General features: G+C 53.8%; 17 protein-coding genes. 10 read left to right on the top strand and 7 right to left on the bottom strand.

The window, feature by feature from the left end; translation table 11 throughout:
• The first annotated feature begins 2 nt into the window (after window positions 1-2).
• The 9 genes from QQZ17_RS02400 (at window position 3) to QQZ17_RS02360 (ending at window position 4,788) form a co-directional block, all read left to right on the top strand.
• Window positions 3-476, top strand: a complete 474-nt coding sequence (locus tag QQZ17_RS02400) for a hypothetical protein (protein ID WP_152401867.1) — start codon at window positions 3-5, stop codon at window positions 474-476.
• A gap of 77 nt (window positions 477-553) precedes the next feature.
• The gene (locus QQZ17_RS02395) at window positions 554-793 is read left to right on the top strand and encodes a DUF905 domain-containing protein (protein ID WP_152401869.1); all 240 of its coding nucleotides are present in this window, start codon (window positions 554-556) and stop codon (window positions 791-793) included.
• 95 nt (window positions 794-888) lie between these two features.
• Window positions 889-1,341: an antirestriction protein gene (locus QQZ17_RS02390; protein WP_152401871.1), complete on the top strand. Its 453-nt coding sequence runs from the start codon at window positions 889-891 to the stop codon at window positions 1,339-1,341.
• A 15-nt stretch (window positions 1,342-1,356) separates the two neighbouring features.
• Window positions 1,357-1,833, top strand: coding sequence for a JAB domain-containing protein (locus tag QQZ17_RS02385; protein ID WP_152401873.1), 477 nt, complete (start codon window positions 1,357-1,359; stop codon window positions 1,831-1,833).
• A gap of 8 nt (window positions 1,834-1,841) precedes the next feature.
• Window positions 1,842-2,063 (top strand): DUF987 domain-containing protein, encoded by a 222-nt coding sequence (locus QQZ17_RS02380; protein ID WP_152401875.1) that lies wholly within the window; start codon window positions 1,842-1,844, stop codon window positions 2,061-2,063.
• A gap of 18 nt (window positions 2,064-2,081) precedes the next feature.
• Window positions 2,082-2,399 (top strand): type IV toxin-antitoxin system YeeU family antitoxin, encoded by a 318-nt coding sequence (locus tag QQZ17_RS02375; RefSeq protein ID WP_152401877.1) that lies wholly within the window; start codon window positions 2,082-2,084, stop codon window positions 2,397-2,399.
• A gap of 20 nt (window positions 2,400-2,419) precedes the next feature.
• Window positions 2,420-2,737 (top strand): TA system toxin CbtA family protein, encoded by a 318-nt coding sequence (locus tag QQZ17_RS02370; protein WP_152401879.1) that lies wholly within the window; start codon window positions 2,420-2,422, stop codon window positions 2,735-2,737.
• 137 nt (window positions 2,738-2,874) lie between these two features.
• A complete protein-coding gene (locus QQZ17_RS02365; protein ID WP_152401881.1) occupies window positions 2,875-3,711 on the top strand; it encodes a DUF4942 domain-containing protein in 837 nt (278 codons plus the stop codon).
• A gap of 69 nt (window positions 3,712-3,780) precedes the next feature.
• Entirely contained in the window at window positions 3,781-4,788 is a 1,008-nt protein-coding gene (locus tag QQZ17_RS02360) for a restriction endonuclease (RefSeq protein ID WP_049017154.1), read from the top strand.
• Window positions 4,789-5,124: 336 nt separating this feature from the next.
• On the opposite strand, the gene QQZ17_RS02355 is transcribed toward QQZ17_RS02360, so the two are convergent.
• Genes QQZ17_RS02355 through lsrA form a run of 7 tightly spaced genes read right to left on the bottom strand, consistent with a single transcriptional unit; the run spans window position 5,125 to window position 11,769 of the window.
• A complete protein-coding gene (locus QQZ17_RS02355) occupies window positions 5,125-5,871 on the bottom strand; it encodes an epimerase (RefSeq protein ID WP_152401883.1) in 747 nt (248 codons plus the stop codon).
• A gap of 11 nt (window positions 5,872-5,882) precedes the next feature.
• A complete protein-coding gene (gene lsrG, locus QQZ17_RS02350; RefSeq protein ID WP_044264508.1) occupies window positions 5,883-6,173 on the bottom strand; it encodes a (4S)-4-hydroxy-5-phosphonooxypentane-2,3-dione isomerase in 291 nt (96 codons plus the stop codon).
• A gap of 48 nt (window positions 6,174-6,221) precedes the next feature.
• Window positions 6,222-7,097, bottom strand: a complete 876-nt coding sequence (gene lsrF, locus QQZ17_RS02345; RefSeq protein ID WP_042321783.1) for a 3-hydroxy-5-phosphonooxypentane-2,4-dione thiolase — start codon at window positions 7,095-7,097, stop codon at window positions 6,222-6,224.
• A 28-nt stretch (window positions 7,098-7,125) separates the two neighbouring features.
• Entirely contained in the window at window positions 7,126-8,148 is a 1,023-nt protein-coding gene (lsrB, locus tag QQZ17_RS02340) for an autoinducer 2 ABC transporter substrate-binding protein LsrB (protein WP_152401885.1), read from the bottom strand.
• A gap of 26 nt (window positions 8,149-8,174) precedes the next feature.
• Window positions 8,175-9,173 (bottom strand): autoinducer 2 ABC transporter permease LsrD, encoded by a 999-nt coding sequence (gene lsrD / locus QQZ17_RS02335; protein WP_152401888.1) that lies wholly within the window; start codon window positions 9,171-9,173, stop codon window positions 8,175-8,177.
• Window positions 9,173-10,222 (bottom strand): autoinducer 2 ABC transporter permease LsrC, encoded by a 1,050-nt coding sequence (gene lsrC / locus QQZ17_RS02330; RefSeq protein WP_152401890.1) that lies wholly within the window; start codon window positions 10,220-10,222, stop codon window positions 9,173-9,175. Before lsrC ends, lsrD begins: the two co-directional genes overlap by 1 nt.
• Window positions 10,216-11,769: an autoinducer 2 ABC transporter ATP-binding protein LsrA gene (gene lsrA, locus QQZ17_RS02325; protein WP_152401893.1), complete on the bottom strand. Its 1,554-nt coding sequence runs from the start codon at window positions 11,767-11,769 to the stop codon at window positions 10,216-10,218. Before lsrA ends, lsrC begins: the two co-directional genes overlap by 7 nt.
• A 249-nt stretch (window positions 11,770-12,018) precedes the next feature.
• Here lsrA and lsrR point away from each other — a divergent pair, with 249 nt between their 5' ends.
• The gene (lsrR, locus tag QQZ17_RS02320) at window positions 12,019-12,975 is read left to right on the top strand and encodes a transcriptional regulator LsrR (protein ID WP_152406252.1); all 957 of its coding nucleotides are present in this window, start codon (window positions 12,019-12,021) and stop codon (window positions 12,973-12,975) included.
• Window positions 12,976-13,080: the final 105 nt, after the last annotated feature.

Below are 13,080 nucleotides of genomic sequence, written 5' to 3'. Positions count from 1 at the left end.
GTATGAAAATTAAACACTGTTTGCCTGTCCTGCTGTCTCTGCTGACCCCGGCCATCACTCATGCAACGGTAACTGAACAACAGTGGGGCGAATGGTACGGTAATACGGGCGGTATGGAGTTTGCACTCAGCAGCGACAATCAGGCCGGAGAGAAGCTGACCATCAGTTGCAGCAATAAAAAGATGGTTGTGGCCTGGCAGCTCCCGAAGGAGGATTACCGCGCCACCTCTGATGAAGGAATGAGCGAGGTGTACCTTCTGATAAACGATGAAAAATACTCGCTTGAGAATGAAACTCTGCTCCCGGGCGAGACTGTTCCGGCTCAGGTGGCTTTTGAAGCACTGAAGCACACAGGAGCAAAAGACACACTGGCTTTCACCGCCTTTCAGTCAGGGGAATCGAAACCGTTCAGTGCCCGTGGCTTGCACGATGCGCTAAAAGATATCACCTGGCAGGATTGTCTCGATCAACCCTGACGGCTTTTCACATTAGTCATTCGACCAGCCCTGTTGCACATGTGCAACAGGGCTTTTTACTTTTTAAGGTCTTCAACATGCCTGAATCCCCGTTACTACCACCTGGTTCTTTTACCCGGCAGCAGGCCAAAGTCATTATCAGTCTGTACCACAACGTCACCATCGAAGATGACCAGAACACGCATTTTCGTCTGGTTGTGCGCGACGATGATGGCGGCATGGTCTGGCGTGCATGGAATTTTGAGCCCGATGCCGGTGCAGGACTCAACCCAAATATCCGGCGCTATGGCATCCGCAGGACGTTACTCACCGACTGACAAACCCCATTCCCGACGGCCATTTCCTGACCATCCTTTATTACCCCACACGCCAGCCCTCGCCGCTGGCGTTTTTTATTAACGGAGACATTTACATGACAACGCAGACACAGCACGACCTCGTACTCGCTAACCAATCCGAATTTGAACTGACCGTCACGCAGGTACCCGACGAACAGCGTATCGATTTCTGGCCTCGGCACTTTGGCACCATTCCGCAGTGGATAACCCTGGAGCCACGTATTTTTGCATGGATGGACCGCTTCTGTGAGGCCTACAGCGGCGGTATCTGGTCCTTTTACACCCTCAGCAATGGCGGCGCGTTTATGGCCTCTGACGCTGACGATAAATGGCATATGTTCAACAGCATGAACGGCAATGGTGCCCAAATGAGTGCAGAAGCCGCAGGTATCGCTGTCTGCCTGATTGAATACAGCCATCACGCCTGTCGCACCGAATGCGATGCCATGACGGAGCACTATCGCCGCCTGCGGGACTATGCCCTGCAGCATCCTGAAGCCCACGCCATTTTGCGCATCATTGACTGACCAGAGGAACAACGAATGAAACAGCTGTCCTTTTTACCCGGTGAGATGACGCCACAGGACCGGCGTCTCATTCAGCGTGCTCTCAGGGCTCTGGACCGACACCTGCATGAGCCCGGGGGGGTCTTCACCACCACACATGCTGTCCGTGAATGGCTGCGACTGCATATGGCCGCGCTTGAGCGGGAAGAGTTCCGGGTGCTGTATCTGGACAACCAGAATCAGCTTATTGCCCATGAGACGCTCTTTAGCGGCACGATTAACCGCACCGAGGTGTATCCCCGGGAGGTCGTTAAGCGTGCCCTGTATTTCAATGCCGCAGCGGTGATACTGGCGCATAACCATCCTTCCGGTGAGACGACGCCCAGCCAGGCTGATAAAGCCCTCACGCAGCGACTGGTGCAGGTACTTCAGCTGGTGGATATCCGTGTCCCTGACCATCTGATTGTCGGTGGCAGGCAAATCTATTCGTTCGCGGAACACGGTCTGCTGTGAGGTATGACATGAAAATTATCAGTAAACGCCGGGCGATGACGATTTACCGCCAGCATCCTGAGTCCCGAATCTTTCGATACTGCACCGGCAAATACCAGTGGCACGGTAGCGTCTGTCATTACACAGGCAGGGAAGTTCCGGATATCACAGGAGTGCTGGCGGTATACGCCGAACGCCGCCAGAACCGCAACGAACCGTATGTCTGTCTGATGAGTATCACCCTGAACTGATAATAAAGGAGGTTATAAATGAGCAACATCACATGGGGCCTGCAGCGGGATATCACGCCACGCCTGGGAGCCCGTCTGGTACAGGAAGGAAACCGGCTGCATTATTTAGCTGACCGGGCCAGCATCACCGGCAAGTTCAGTGACGCCGAATGCCAGAAGCTGAATGAAACATTCCCGCACTTTATCAGCCAGATGGAATCGATGCTTACCACCGGGGAGGTGAATCCCCGACAGGCCCACTGCGTCATCCTATACCACAACGGTTTTACCTGCGAAGCCGATACCCTTGGCAGTTGCGGCTACGTATACATCGCAGTTTATCCCACTCAACGCTAACTAATTTCACGAGAGCAAGCATGAAACCTCAACCTGCTACAATTTCGCGGGCGACGAAGCCTTCTCTGTCGCCCCTGACTGTCTGGCAAATCTTACTGACACGCCTGCTTGAACAGCACTATGGCCTGACACTGAACGACACGCCATTCAGTGATGAAACTGTGATTCAGGAACACATTGATGCCGGTATCACACTGGCTGATGCCGTGAATTTTCTGGTGGAAAAATACGAGCTGGTCCGTATCGACAGGAAGGGATTTAGCTGGCAGGAACAATCTCCTTATCTACGGGCTGTAGATATTCTGCGGGCAAGACAGGCAACTGGCCTGTTGCGATAAAGCCGTAATATTTCGACATGCTGAATCTTGCGAACCTCCTTCCCGAATTACATTCCTGATCTGTCTTCCTTATTTACTCATTTCAACATGCGCCTGCTACTCCCGGCAGGCGTGTTTGCTTTTATATGGAAAAAATCATGCAAACAGAAGCTGAAGTCTTAACTGACCATAATGAGCTAATTTGCTCGACCAGTATTGAACGTATCGTCACAGGACGTGATGCTGCGCTGAGCGAAATAGAAGTCCTGATCCATCAGCTTGATGACATCTCTCGGCTAACCTCCAGCATCGGTGGTGATGTGGCAGAGCATTGGGCGATGCGACAGGGCCATTCCTTTGACTGCTGGCTGATGCAACCCGTGGACAAAGCGATGCCGATTATAATCCGCAATATCGATCGCAGCATCTGGCGCGATCTGATGCTGAAGTCCGGGATGTTGACCTTAATGGATGCCGAGGCTCGTAGTCAGTGGGCTAAAAACCTCGAAGAGGGTGATCTTCCGGCCATCAGCGAAGCCAACATCCTGAGTACCTTTGAACAACTCCACCACAATAAACAGGATGTTTTCGAACGAGGGATTATCAACGTATTCAAAGGGCTAAGCTGGAACTATAAAACCAACAATCCTTGCTGTTTCGGTAGGAAGATCATCATCAATAATCTGGTGAAGCATAACCGATGGGGCTACAGCCTGAATTGGGGCTGGCGGCTCGATCAGTTAGCCGATCTGGAGCGGATGTTCTATTTGTTGGATGGTAAAACTCTTCCCGATAATCGGCATGATGTTTCCATCCGGTTTATGGAATTTGTGCGTGATAATCCGGATCAGCAAGTTTTCGAGGACGAACTTTTTATCATTAGATATTTTCGGAAAGGCAGTGGGCATATTACTTTCAAACGCCATGATTTAATTGAATGTATGAACGATATCATCGCAAAACACTATCCTGGATTACTAGGTAGCCGTTATTGAAGATTTTGACGCTTGAGGCTAACAAGCTTATGATCCAGCTTAATTTCTTTTCCTCATGAAGGGACTGGTATGGGCAACAGAATGTGGATGATTCGTGGCGATGGCGGCAAGCTCTATGACGATTTTCGCGATAAGCAAATTGTAGGCATCGGTTGGTCTCAGCTGGCTCCATTAGTCAAACCCGGCCTGTCCCGAGCCCAGTTACTCGCCTTATACCAGGAGGCAGATCCCTTAACAAAGCTGGGAACAGCCCGTTCTGGTGCATCGCAGGTCTGGCGTTTTGTGAATGAGATCCAAAAGGGTGATTGGGTTATTACCTATTCGCCAGCCAATCGTACTTATCTGCTAGGTAAGGTTACATCTGATTTCCAGTACCACCCTGAATGGGTAGAAGAGGGGATGGGAATCGCTCGACAGGTTAAATGGAATACTGAAGAAATCGATCGCGATCGATTGTCTGTTGCTACCAAAAACACATTGGGCTCCACGCTGACGGTTTTCCAGCTTCCAGAATATGCTCTAGAAGAGCTTTTGCAGGATAAGAAACCTACGGTAGATGTGATTACTCAGAATCCAATTGCGATGGATGAAGATGAGGTCGTTTCTGATCCGCTCCGCGATATGGAAATGCTCGCGTTTGAAGGTATCAAAGATCGCATCAACTCTCTTGACTGGGACGAGATGCAAAATCTGGTTGCCGGAGTTTTACGCAGTATGGGCTATAAAACGCAGGTGTCACCTGCGGGAGCCGATCGGGGTAAAGATATCATTGCTTCACCTGATGGATTCGGTTTTGAAAATCCACGTATTATCGTTGAGGTAAAACATCGCAGGGAGCAAATGGGAAGCCAACAGATCCGCAGCTTTATCGGAGGTCGCCATAAAGACGATCGCGGGCTTTATGTCAGTACCGGTGGTTTTACAAAAGATGCTCGATATGAAGCCGACCGTTCTACGATACCACTAACGCTCTGGACGCTTGATGATCTCGTCCGTGCGCTTATTGAGAACTATGAGCAAGTGGATATTGAGACCAAACTTTTGGTACCTCTGAAGAAAACTTTCCTGCCTGCCTGAATCTTGCTTTGACTGCCATATCGGTGTTTTACTGGTATGGCTTTATACCTACTTGCGATGTCTGTTTTTTGTACGGATTTTAACTTGTGGGTACAAGTGCGGGTATAACCATTTATGCCTGTTTATAAATTACATTTGTATCAGTCTATTAGGTGTGAAATTCGAGTCCGGCCTTCGCACCAAAAACGAAAAATAAACGTCAACGGGCTTGCCGGAAACCGCGCCACACAAGATTTGCCATTTCAACAATAGATCGCCTCGCCCTGACTCCCGAACCTCAACTAATTCAACAAGGTAATGCCGAAAATCACGCCCACCCAACAGAACTCCCCCTCATCACCTCTTTGCTGAATGTATCGTCGTTAGCCAGCGGGTGGTGTTTTCAGCCAGAGCATCGTTCCTGAAGAGGGCGCTGCCGGATACCACGCGATCGACGCCGCTGGCAATGATCTCCGGGAGTTCTTCCAGGGTTAGCGAACCGTCAACGGCCAGCAGAATGGAATCTCGCTTGCCGGATGCATTGAGTAATGCGACAACCTGGGCGATGCGCCTCAGCAAGGCTGACCTGCTGAGCTTGCTACCGTAGCCAGGATTCACCGCCAGAATTTGCACGATCTCAACGTCTTCAATAACCGGCAGAATGTGTTCCAGTGGTGTTGCCGGGCACAGGCTAATCCCTCGCAACACCGGCATCGTACCACCGGAGACTTCTGCAGTTTGCTCACCAAGCCAATGGAGCATATGGTGCAGATGCGGCGCGTTTTCCACCTGTAACGTGACGCAGTGCGCGCCCGCCTTTACGCTTGCCTGCACGACGGGCCAGGGATTATCCACCATCAGGTGAACATCCTTAATCATCTGCTGTGGCAGTTGCGCGATAGCCCAGGGACCAACGGTGAACTGAGGGCAAAAATGGCCGTCCATCAGATCCAGGTGAAGAACAGGTTGTTCAAGCGCGCGAAGATGTTGCTGGTACTCATTGAGTTTGAGCCACTGGCCGGCAAGAATACCGATGCTTAACGGGTAGCGCTTCATCAACGATACGCACTCTGCGCGATTCAAACCGGAAAAGGGACGGTTCATTTTTGAGATCCTTATGGCATCAGTCCATTGAAGACGCGTTTTTTTCGTGGGCAGCTCATCAGCGATTCCAGTTTTTCAACGCAGGCGAGGTAGTGGGGCGTTGTTTTATGGAACGCCACGGCGGCTTCATCCTTATAGGCTTCATAAATATAAAAGCGGCTCTTAACCTCCGGATCCTGCAACACATCAAAACGCAGATTCCCCTCTTCACGCACAGACCCCAGATGATTGAGGCGAAATACGTCGATAAATTCGTCAACCTTATCGTCGTGGACGTTAATTTCCACCAGAGTGACATGCATACTGTTCTCCTTGAAACGCATGGGCCCGCCAGGCAGGCCCATGACCTTTTAGTTTTTCTCGCTCAGATAGAGTTCATACGCGCGTTCAGCGGTTTCATTGCGATGTACCACCGCGTGGACGGCCTTCATCATGGCGACAGGGTGATCGGACTGGAAGATGTTACGTCCCATATCCACACCGGATGCCCCCTGGTCGATGGCCTGCCAGCACATCTCAAGCGCTTCACGTTCAGGTAATTTTTTACCGCCGGCGATAACAATCGGGACCGGGCAACCCGCGGCGATGCGCTCAAAACCTTTATCGACATAGTAGGTCTTGATGATCTGCGCCCCCATTTCTGCGGCGATACGGGTGGCGAGTGAGAAGTAGCGCTGATCGCGCACCATGTCTTTCCCCACGCCGGTTACCGCCATCGTCGGCATACCGACTTTGATGCCGGCATCGATCAACTGAATGATATTTTTGATCGACTGGTGCTCGTACTCACTGCCGATATACACCTGTGCCGCCACGGCGCAACTGTTGAGACGAACGGCATCATCAATGGAAAGTGCGACCGCCTCATTGCTAAGCTCGGTGAGAATAGAGTTAGCGCCTGAGGCGCGCAGGACCACCGGCTTGTTGGTGGCGGGTGGCACGACACTGCGCAGGATGCCACGTGTGCACATCAGCACATCGGCGAGCGGGAACAGCGGGGCGATATTGATATCAATACGCTCCAGTCCCGTCGTCGGCCCCTGAAAATAGCCATGGTCAAACGCGAGCATGACCGTTCTTCCCGTCTCAGGATTAAAAATGCGCGACAGTCGGGACTGCATCCCCCAGTCAAGCGCGCCGCATCCCTTAAGCGTGAACGGGGTGTTGCGCTGCGGCGTATCGGTATGGAAATCCTTGCCATCTTTGATGTCATCTAAATCAGCCATTTTTTACTCCATGGTTAAGGAATGAAACTCAGAAATCGTATTTGTCGATGTTCTCTTTGGTGAACACCACGCGTTCAGGCAGAAGCACAATGCCGTTGCCTTTCGCTTCATAGCTGTAGCCCTGAACGCTGTTCGGCGAGACCTCGACCTGGCCCACGCCCGGAATGTCCAGCTTGTCGCCGGTATTCATGTCGCCTTTTTTCAGCAACGCGTCAGCCACGTATACGGAGATCTTGCCCTGCTGGACCACGTCCCAGAGGCCAAACTCTTTCACCGTGCCGCGTTCAACATAAGGACGCATCACGTTTGGCGTACTGAAACCGACAATCGCCACGCTGGTGTTTTTCAGGTTTTCAGCGGCCTGAGCGGCGGCGGGAAGGGCGTTGGCATCCGGTGCGATGATGGCGTCAAGATCGGCATACGCTTTAATGATGCCTTCTGCGGTTTGCAGCGATTTGGTGGCGTCGTTATAGCCAAACTGAGTGGTGACGACTTCCCAGCCCGGATGATCTTTGGCGATTTTGTCTTTTGCCTCTTTCACCCACTGGTTCTGATCGGTCACGGTCGGGCTGGAGTAGAAGAAGGCTACTTTGGCTTTCTCTTTTTTGACCTGGTTTGCGGCCATATCGACCAGCATGCCGCCTAACTGAGCAGGCGTGCCCTGGTTGATATAGTACGAACGGCATTCCGGCTTGGTGTCAGAATCCCAGGTCAGCACTTTCACGCCGCGCTGCATGGCGCGTTTTAACGCCGGACATAAACCATCCGGCGACACGGCGGAAACCACAATGGCGTTATACCCCTGGTTGACGAAGTTATTGATGAGCTGAACCTGACCGGACACGCTGGGCTCCGTCGGACCGTCATAGGTGACATCGACGCCCAGCGCTTTGCCCGCCTCCAGGGCACCGTTACCGCCACTGGTAAAGAATCCCACGCCAACCAGTTTGGGGATAAACGCGATTCGCTCTGCGGCATAAGCGTTGAGGGTGAACGCCGCCAGGCTAAGGGTACTGATTACGGCAATTTTTTTAATGCTCTGAATAGTCATGTACTTTTCCTTTAGGGCAATGGGTTTCAGGCCTGCCGGATAGCGCGACGACGCGCCAGCCAGTCTTTAATTTGCTGACGATGCAGGCTGACGGAACGACCTACGACAACGACAATAAGTAATGCGCCGGAGAGGGCGCTGGATACCTGATTGGGCACGCCAGCCATCTGCAACCCCTGCTGCAGATAGCCCACTAACAGCGCGGCGATGGCAGTACCGAGAATGGACCCGGAGCCGCCGTAGATATTGGCACCACCGAGAACGACCGCCGTGATGGCCGGCATCAGGAAGGAGGCGCCCAGATCGGAACGCGCAGAGCCAAAGTAAGAGACCAGCAGCACCGCGGCGACCGCCGAGGCAAAACCGGTCATCGCGTACAGCGCGTACAGCGTCCGGTTCACCGGGATAGCGCTATACAGCGCCACGCGGGGGCTCTGCCCAATCAGAAAGACATTTCGTCCGGCGTGGGTTCGATGCATCAGTAACCAGAAAAAGAGCACGCTGACGAGAAAGAAGATCAGCGGCACGGGCAGGCCCAACACATCGAGGTTGGCAAAATCGGTGAAGCCCTGTGGGAAGCCGCCGATACCTTCATAACCGGTCGCCCCTGCCATCCCCGAAAGCAGCAATGCGCTGCCGCCGAACAGGTATAACGTTCCCAGGGTGATGACCAGAGGGTTTACGCCCGTGTAGATAATCAGCCCGGCGTTGATCAGTCCGCACAGCGCGCCCAGCGCGAGCGTCAGGACAATGGCCAGCGGCAGCGGGATGCCGCCCTGGAACATCACGCCCAGCGCGATGGCGCACAATCCCATTGTGGAACCAAAAGAGATATCGATCCCACCGCTGACGATCACCATGGTTAAAGGCAGGGCGACAATACCAATGCAGATAAAGTCGCTGGTGCTGAACAGCAGAACGTTCAGATCCAGCAGGCGTGGGTTCAGGGCGCCGAATCCCAGAATTTCAATCACCAGTAGCGCGGCGAGCGCCAGTTCCCAGCCGTAACGATGTAAACGAGTCATCAGGCAACCTCACGTTTTTTGGCGGTGCGCACGGTATCCGCTGCGCTTTTTGCCGACGGATGCGGCTGGGGCGGCGGAGTGAAGCGGGCATATTTTTGCCGGCGGATATTACGTTCCAGCGCGCAGCGCAGGCGGCCATCAAATACCAGCACTGCCAGCAGAACCAGACCGGCAATAAAGTCATTCCACCAGGCCGGAATGCGCAGCAGGACCAGTACGCTATCGATTTGCGTCAGGAAATAGGCACCGAGCACGGCACCAACGATCGTCCCGGAACCGCCCAGCAGGCTGATTCCCCCCAGCACACAGGCGGCAATGGCTTTCATTTCCAGCCCGGTTCCCGTCTGATTAGGGATAAAGCCAATCTGTGAGGCAAAGACGATCCCGGCCAGCGCCGCCATGCAGCCATTGAGCGAGAAGGCCAGAATACGGATGGCTTCGGTACGCACGCCCAGTTGCCGCGCGCCCTGCAAATTATCTCCGGTGGCATAAAAACAACGGCCAAAAGCGGTTTTTGCCAGCAGCCAGGCCATCAGCAGCATCAGCAGCAGGGTCAGCCAGCCGATGGCGGAGATCCCAAGGAAAACCGGAGCAGAGAGTTGCTTAAGCTGCGCCGGCAGTCCTTCAATCCATTTACCGCCCGTCCAGAGCAGCATGACGCCGCGATACAGGCCCAGTGTGCCCAGCGTGGCGACAATCGCCGGGATTTTCAGCCAGGCGACCAGCACACCATTGATAAATCCTGCCAGCAGTCCCAGTAACAGCGTCGCGACGCAGGCCACAGGCAAGGGATATCCTGCGTTCAACAGCAGCCCCAACAGTACGGCGCACATCCCGGTTATCGATCCGACCGATACGTCGATATTGCGGGTCAGCATCACCAGCGTCGCCCCCATCGCCAGCAGCATGAGGATTTGGGCGCTGCTGAAGATCATCGTCAGCGTCTGAACGCTGAGGTACTGGCTGTCAAGCATCCCCGGTAGAACGAACAGCAGCAGCACAGCCAACAGTGCGGTTGCCTCGCGGTTATTCTGGATAAATTTCAACATGGCGCTTCCCCGGAATGTGGTGTAGTCCCTGACGTGCGGTCGCCAAACGCTACGTGCATGATGGTGTCGACATTAATCTCGTCGCCTTGCAGGGCATCGTCGCCCGTTTCCCCCTGGTGCATGACGTAAACGCGATCGGCCATCTGTTCGATCTCTTCCAGGTCAGACGAGATGAACAGCACCGCAACATTCTGCGCCGCAATACTGCGGAGCAACTGATAGATGTCGTTACGGGCAGAGACGTCCACCCCGCGCGTCGGCTCATCGACAATCAGCACCTGCGGCGAGGCTTCGAGGCATTTGGCAATCAGAATTTTTTGCTGATTACCGCCGGAGAGCGTACGGGCAGGCTGTTCGGAATCGTTCAGCTTAATATTGAGCGCGCGACGATAGCGTTCGAGCGTGGCGCTGTCTTTTGCCGGATTTGCCCAGAAACCGCTGTGGTTGTGGGTTAACGCGCAAACATTCCACGCCAGCGAGGCGTCCAGATTCAGCCCTGACGATTGCCGATCTTCCGGCAGATACACCAGGCCGTGTTGCAGACGTTCGCGCGTGGAAAGCGCGGAGATATCTTTGCCGCCGAGCACCACGCTTCCGGCTCGCAGAGGCCGTAGCCCGTAAAGCGTTTCGGCAAGCTCGGTGCGCCCGGCACCGACCAGACCGGCCAGACCTAATATTTCCCCGGCGCGGACCTCGAAGCTGATGTTCATAAACCCTTCGCCGGTCAGATTCTCGAGGCTCAACACCGGCGTGCCCGCGTCGTGCTGCGGACGGTTGCCGGGTAGTTCCAGCCACAGTTTCTGTGTCGCACTTAGCGCGTTTGTGCGTGAGGCGGGCGTGATGGCCTGGATAATCTCGTCAGTGGTCAGTTCCGCCGTTTTCCCGGAAAGCGCAATGGTGCCGTCCCGCATCACGCTAATGTAATCCGCTATCTGGCGTATCTCTGGCAGCTTGTGGGAGATAAAGACGATCCCCACGCCGGTGCTCAACAATTCACGCAGGCGGCTGAATAAGCGATCGGTTTCCGCAGGCGTCAGCGAGGCGGTGGGTTCATCGAGGATCAAAATTCGCGAATCACGCATCAGCCCGCGCATGATTTCGACCATTTGTCGGTCGGCCACATCCAGTGAACCTGCCGGGCTGTTGATATCAAACTGGCAGCCCAGCGCGGCCAGCATTGCGCTCATTTTTTGCGTCGAGCTCTGGTGTTTGGGCAGACCAAAGAGAATGTTCTCTTTTACCGTCAGGCTGGGGAAGAGCAGCGGCTCCTGCGGCACAAGATAGATGCCTAACTGATGCGCCAGGATGGGCGTCAGTTTGGTACAGCGGGATCCCTCAATCTCAATGATCCCGCTATCCGCTGGGGTAATACCGGCGATGATCTTCATCAGCGTGGATTTCCCGGCGCCATTCCCCCCCAGGAGCGCATGGACTTCGCCTTTGCGCAAGACAAAGTCAATGCCTTTCAGTACTTTGACACCAGAGTACTGCTTACAGACAGACTGTGCGCTGAGCAGTGGTGCGATCTTTTCTTGACTCATTTGCATGCCACCTCCGTTCGGCCTGGGTAGAATCAGGTTGAACAAATGTATTGTGCGATTCGAATTGTTCATAACCTTATGACCTAACTGCTCATAAAACCGACGAATAGATCACGTTTTATGCTAAAATGATCATCAATATTAAATTTGTTCAAACGAAAGCCCCTGAAATGTGGGTTTAATCACAGTTATTAACGACCAATGAATGAACAATTGTGTTCAGAAATTCGATATGTTCAAAGTGAAGACAGAATGATGACTATTAATGACCCGATGATTTCCGAGCAAGGGATGTGTGAAGAAGAGCTGGTGGCGCGCATTGCGTGGTTCTATTACCACGACGGTATGACGCAGAGCGACATCAGCAACAGACTGGGGCTGACGCGGCTGAAGGTGTCGCGGCTGCTGGAGAAGGGGCATCAGTCCGGGATTATTCGCGTCCAGATTAATTCTCGCTTTGAAGGCTGTCTGGAATATGAAACCGAATTACGTCGTCGCTTTGACCTGAACAATGTGCGGGTCATCCCGGGACTTCCCGGCGCGGATGCCTGCGTTCGCCTGGGGATCGGCGCGGCGCATATGCTGATGGAGTCACTCCAGCCGCAGCAGATTCTGGCGGCGGGCTTCGGTGAGGCGACCATGAATACCTTAAAGCGGCTGAGCGGATTTATCTCTGCTCAGCAAATTCGCCTGGTGACGCTGTCGGGTGGCGTGGGGCCATACATGACCGGGATTGGACAGCTCAACGCGGCCTGTCCGGTCAGTATTATTCCGGCGCCGCTTCGCGCCTCCTCAGCGGAGATTGCCCAGACGTTAAAAAATGAAAACAGCGTCCAGGATGTCCTGCTGGCCGCCCAGGCTGCCGATGCGGCGATTGTCGGCATCGGCGCAATCAACCAGAAAGATGAGGCCACCATTATTCGCTCAGGCTATATCACTAAGGGTGAACAACTGATGATTGGCCGCAAAGGGGCCGTGGGCGACATTCTGGGTTACTTCTTCGATGGCGAAGGGCAGGTGATTTCGGAGATGAAGATCCACGATGAACTGATCGGGTTAACCCTCAATACCCTGAAGACGATCCCGACCGTGATCGGTGTCGCCGGGGGCGTGAATAAAGCGGAAGCGATCGCTGCGGCGATGAAAGGGGGTTATATCAACGCATTGGTCACCGACCAGGAAACTGCCGCCGCCATTGTCAGCGGGCAGTAATGCGTATCTGCCGTGCAGGCGCCCGGCAGGGGAGTAACAGAATTTCCGTTTGTACCGTGGAGAAAGCATTGACGACCTGACAGATATAATAAGCCGAGGACAAAA

It is taken from the genome of Citrobacter sp. T1.2D-1 (genome assembly GCF_950098555.1).
In the GTDB taxonomy this organism is placed as follows: domain Bacteria; phylum Pseudomonadota; class Gammaproteobacteria; order Enterobacterales; family Enterobacteriaceae; genus Citrobacter_A; species Citrobacter_A telavivensis.
This window is presented reverse-complemented; position numbering and strand designations above follow the sequence as displayed.

Excerpts from the sequence above, each read along its gene's own strand:
- QQZ17_RS02400 (WP_152401867.1), top strand. The coding sequence starts at position 3 with ATGAAAATTAAACACTGTTTGCCTGTCCTGCTGTCTCTGCTGACCCCG.
- QQZ17_RS02395 (WP_152401869.1), top strand. The coding sequence starts at position 554 with ATGCCTGAATCCCCGTTACTACCACCTGGTTCTTTTACCCGGCAGCAG.
- QQZ17_RS02390 (WP_152401871.1), top strand. The coding sequence starts at position 889 with ATGACAACGCAGACACAGCACGACCTCGTACTCGCTAACCAATCCGAA.
- QQZ17_RS02385 (WP_152401873.1), top strand. The coding sequence starts at position 1,357 with ATGAAACAGCTGTCCTTTTTACCCGGTGAGATGACGCCACAGGACCGG.
- QQZ17_RS02380 (WP_152401875.1), top strand. The coding sequence starts at position 1,842 with ATGAAAATTATCAGTAAACGCCGGGCGATGACGATTTACCGCCAGCAT.
- QQZ17_RS02375 (WP_152401877.1), top strand. The coding sequence starts at position 2,082 with ATGAGCAACATCACATGGGGCCTGCAGCGGGATATCACGCCACGCCTG.
- QQZ17_RS02370 (WP_152401879.1), top strand. The coding sequence starts at position 2,420 with ATGAAACCTCAACCTGCTACAATTTCGCGGGCGACGAAGCCTTCTCTG.
- QQZ17_RS02365 (WP_152401881.1), top strand. The coding sequence starts at position 2,875 with ATGCAAACAGAAGCTGAAGTCTTAACTGACCATAATGAGCTAATTTGC.
- QQZ17_RS02360 (WP_049017154.1), top strand. The coding sequence starts at position 3,781 with ATGGGCAACAGAATGTGGATGATTCGTGGCGATGGCGGCAAGCTCTAT.
- QQZ17_RS02355 (WP_152401883.1), bottom strand. The coding sequence starts at position 5,871 with ATGAACCGTCCCTTTTCCGGTTTGAATCGCGCAGAGTGCGTATCGTTG.
- lsrG (WP_044264508.1), bottom strand. The coding sequence starts at position 6,173 with ATGCATGTCACTCTGGTGGAAATTAACGTCCACGACGATAAGGTTGAC.
- lsrF (WP_042321783.1), bottom strand. The coding sequence starts at position 7,097 with ATGGCTGATTTAGATGACATCAAAGATGGCAAGGATTTCCATACCGAT.
- lsrB (WP_152401885.1), bottom strand. The coding sequence starts at position 8,148 with ATGACTATTCAGAGCATTAAAAAAATTGCCGTAATCAGTACCCTTAGC.
- lsrD (WP_152401888.1), bottom strand. The coding sequence starts at position 9,173 with ATGACTCGTTTACATCGTTACGGCTGGGAACTGGCGCTCGCCGCGCTA.
- lsrC (WP_152401890.1), bottom strand. The coding sequence starts at position 10,222 with ATGTTGAAATTTATCCAGAATAACCGCGAGGCAACCGCACTGTTGGCT.
- lsrA (WP_152401893.1), bottom strand. The coding sequence starts at position 11,769 with ATGCAAATGAGTCAAGAAAAGATCGCACCACTGCTCAGCGCACAGTCT.
- lsrR (WP_152406252.1), top strand. The coding sequence starts at position 12,019 with ATGACTATTAATGACCCGATGATTTCCGAGCAAGGGATGTGTGAAGAA.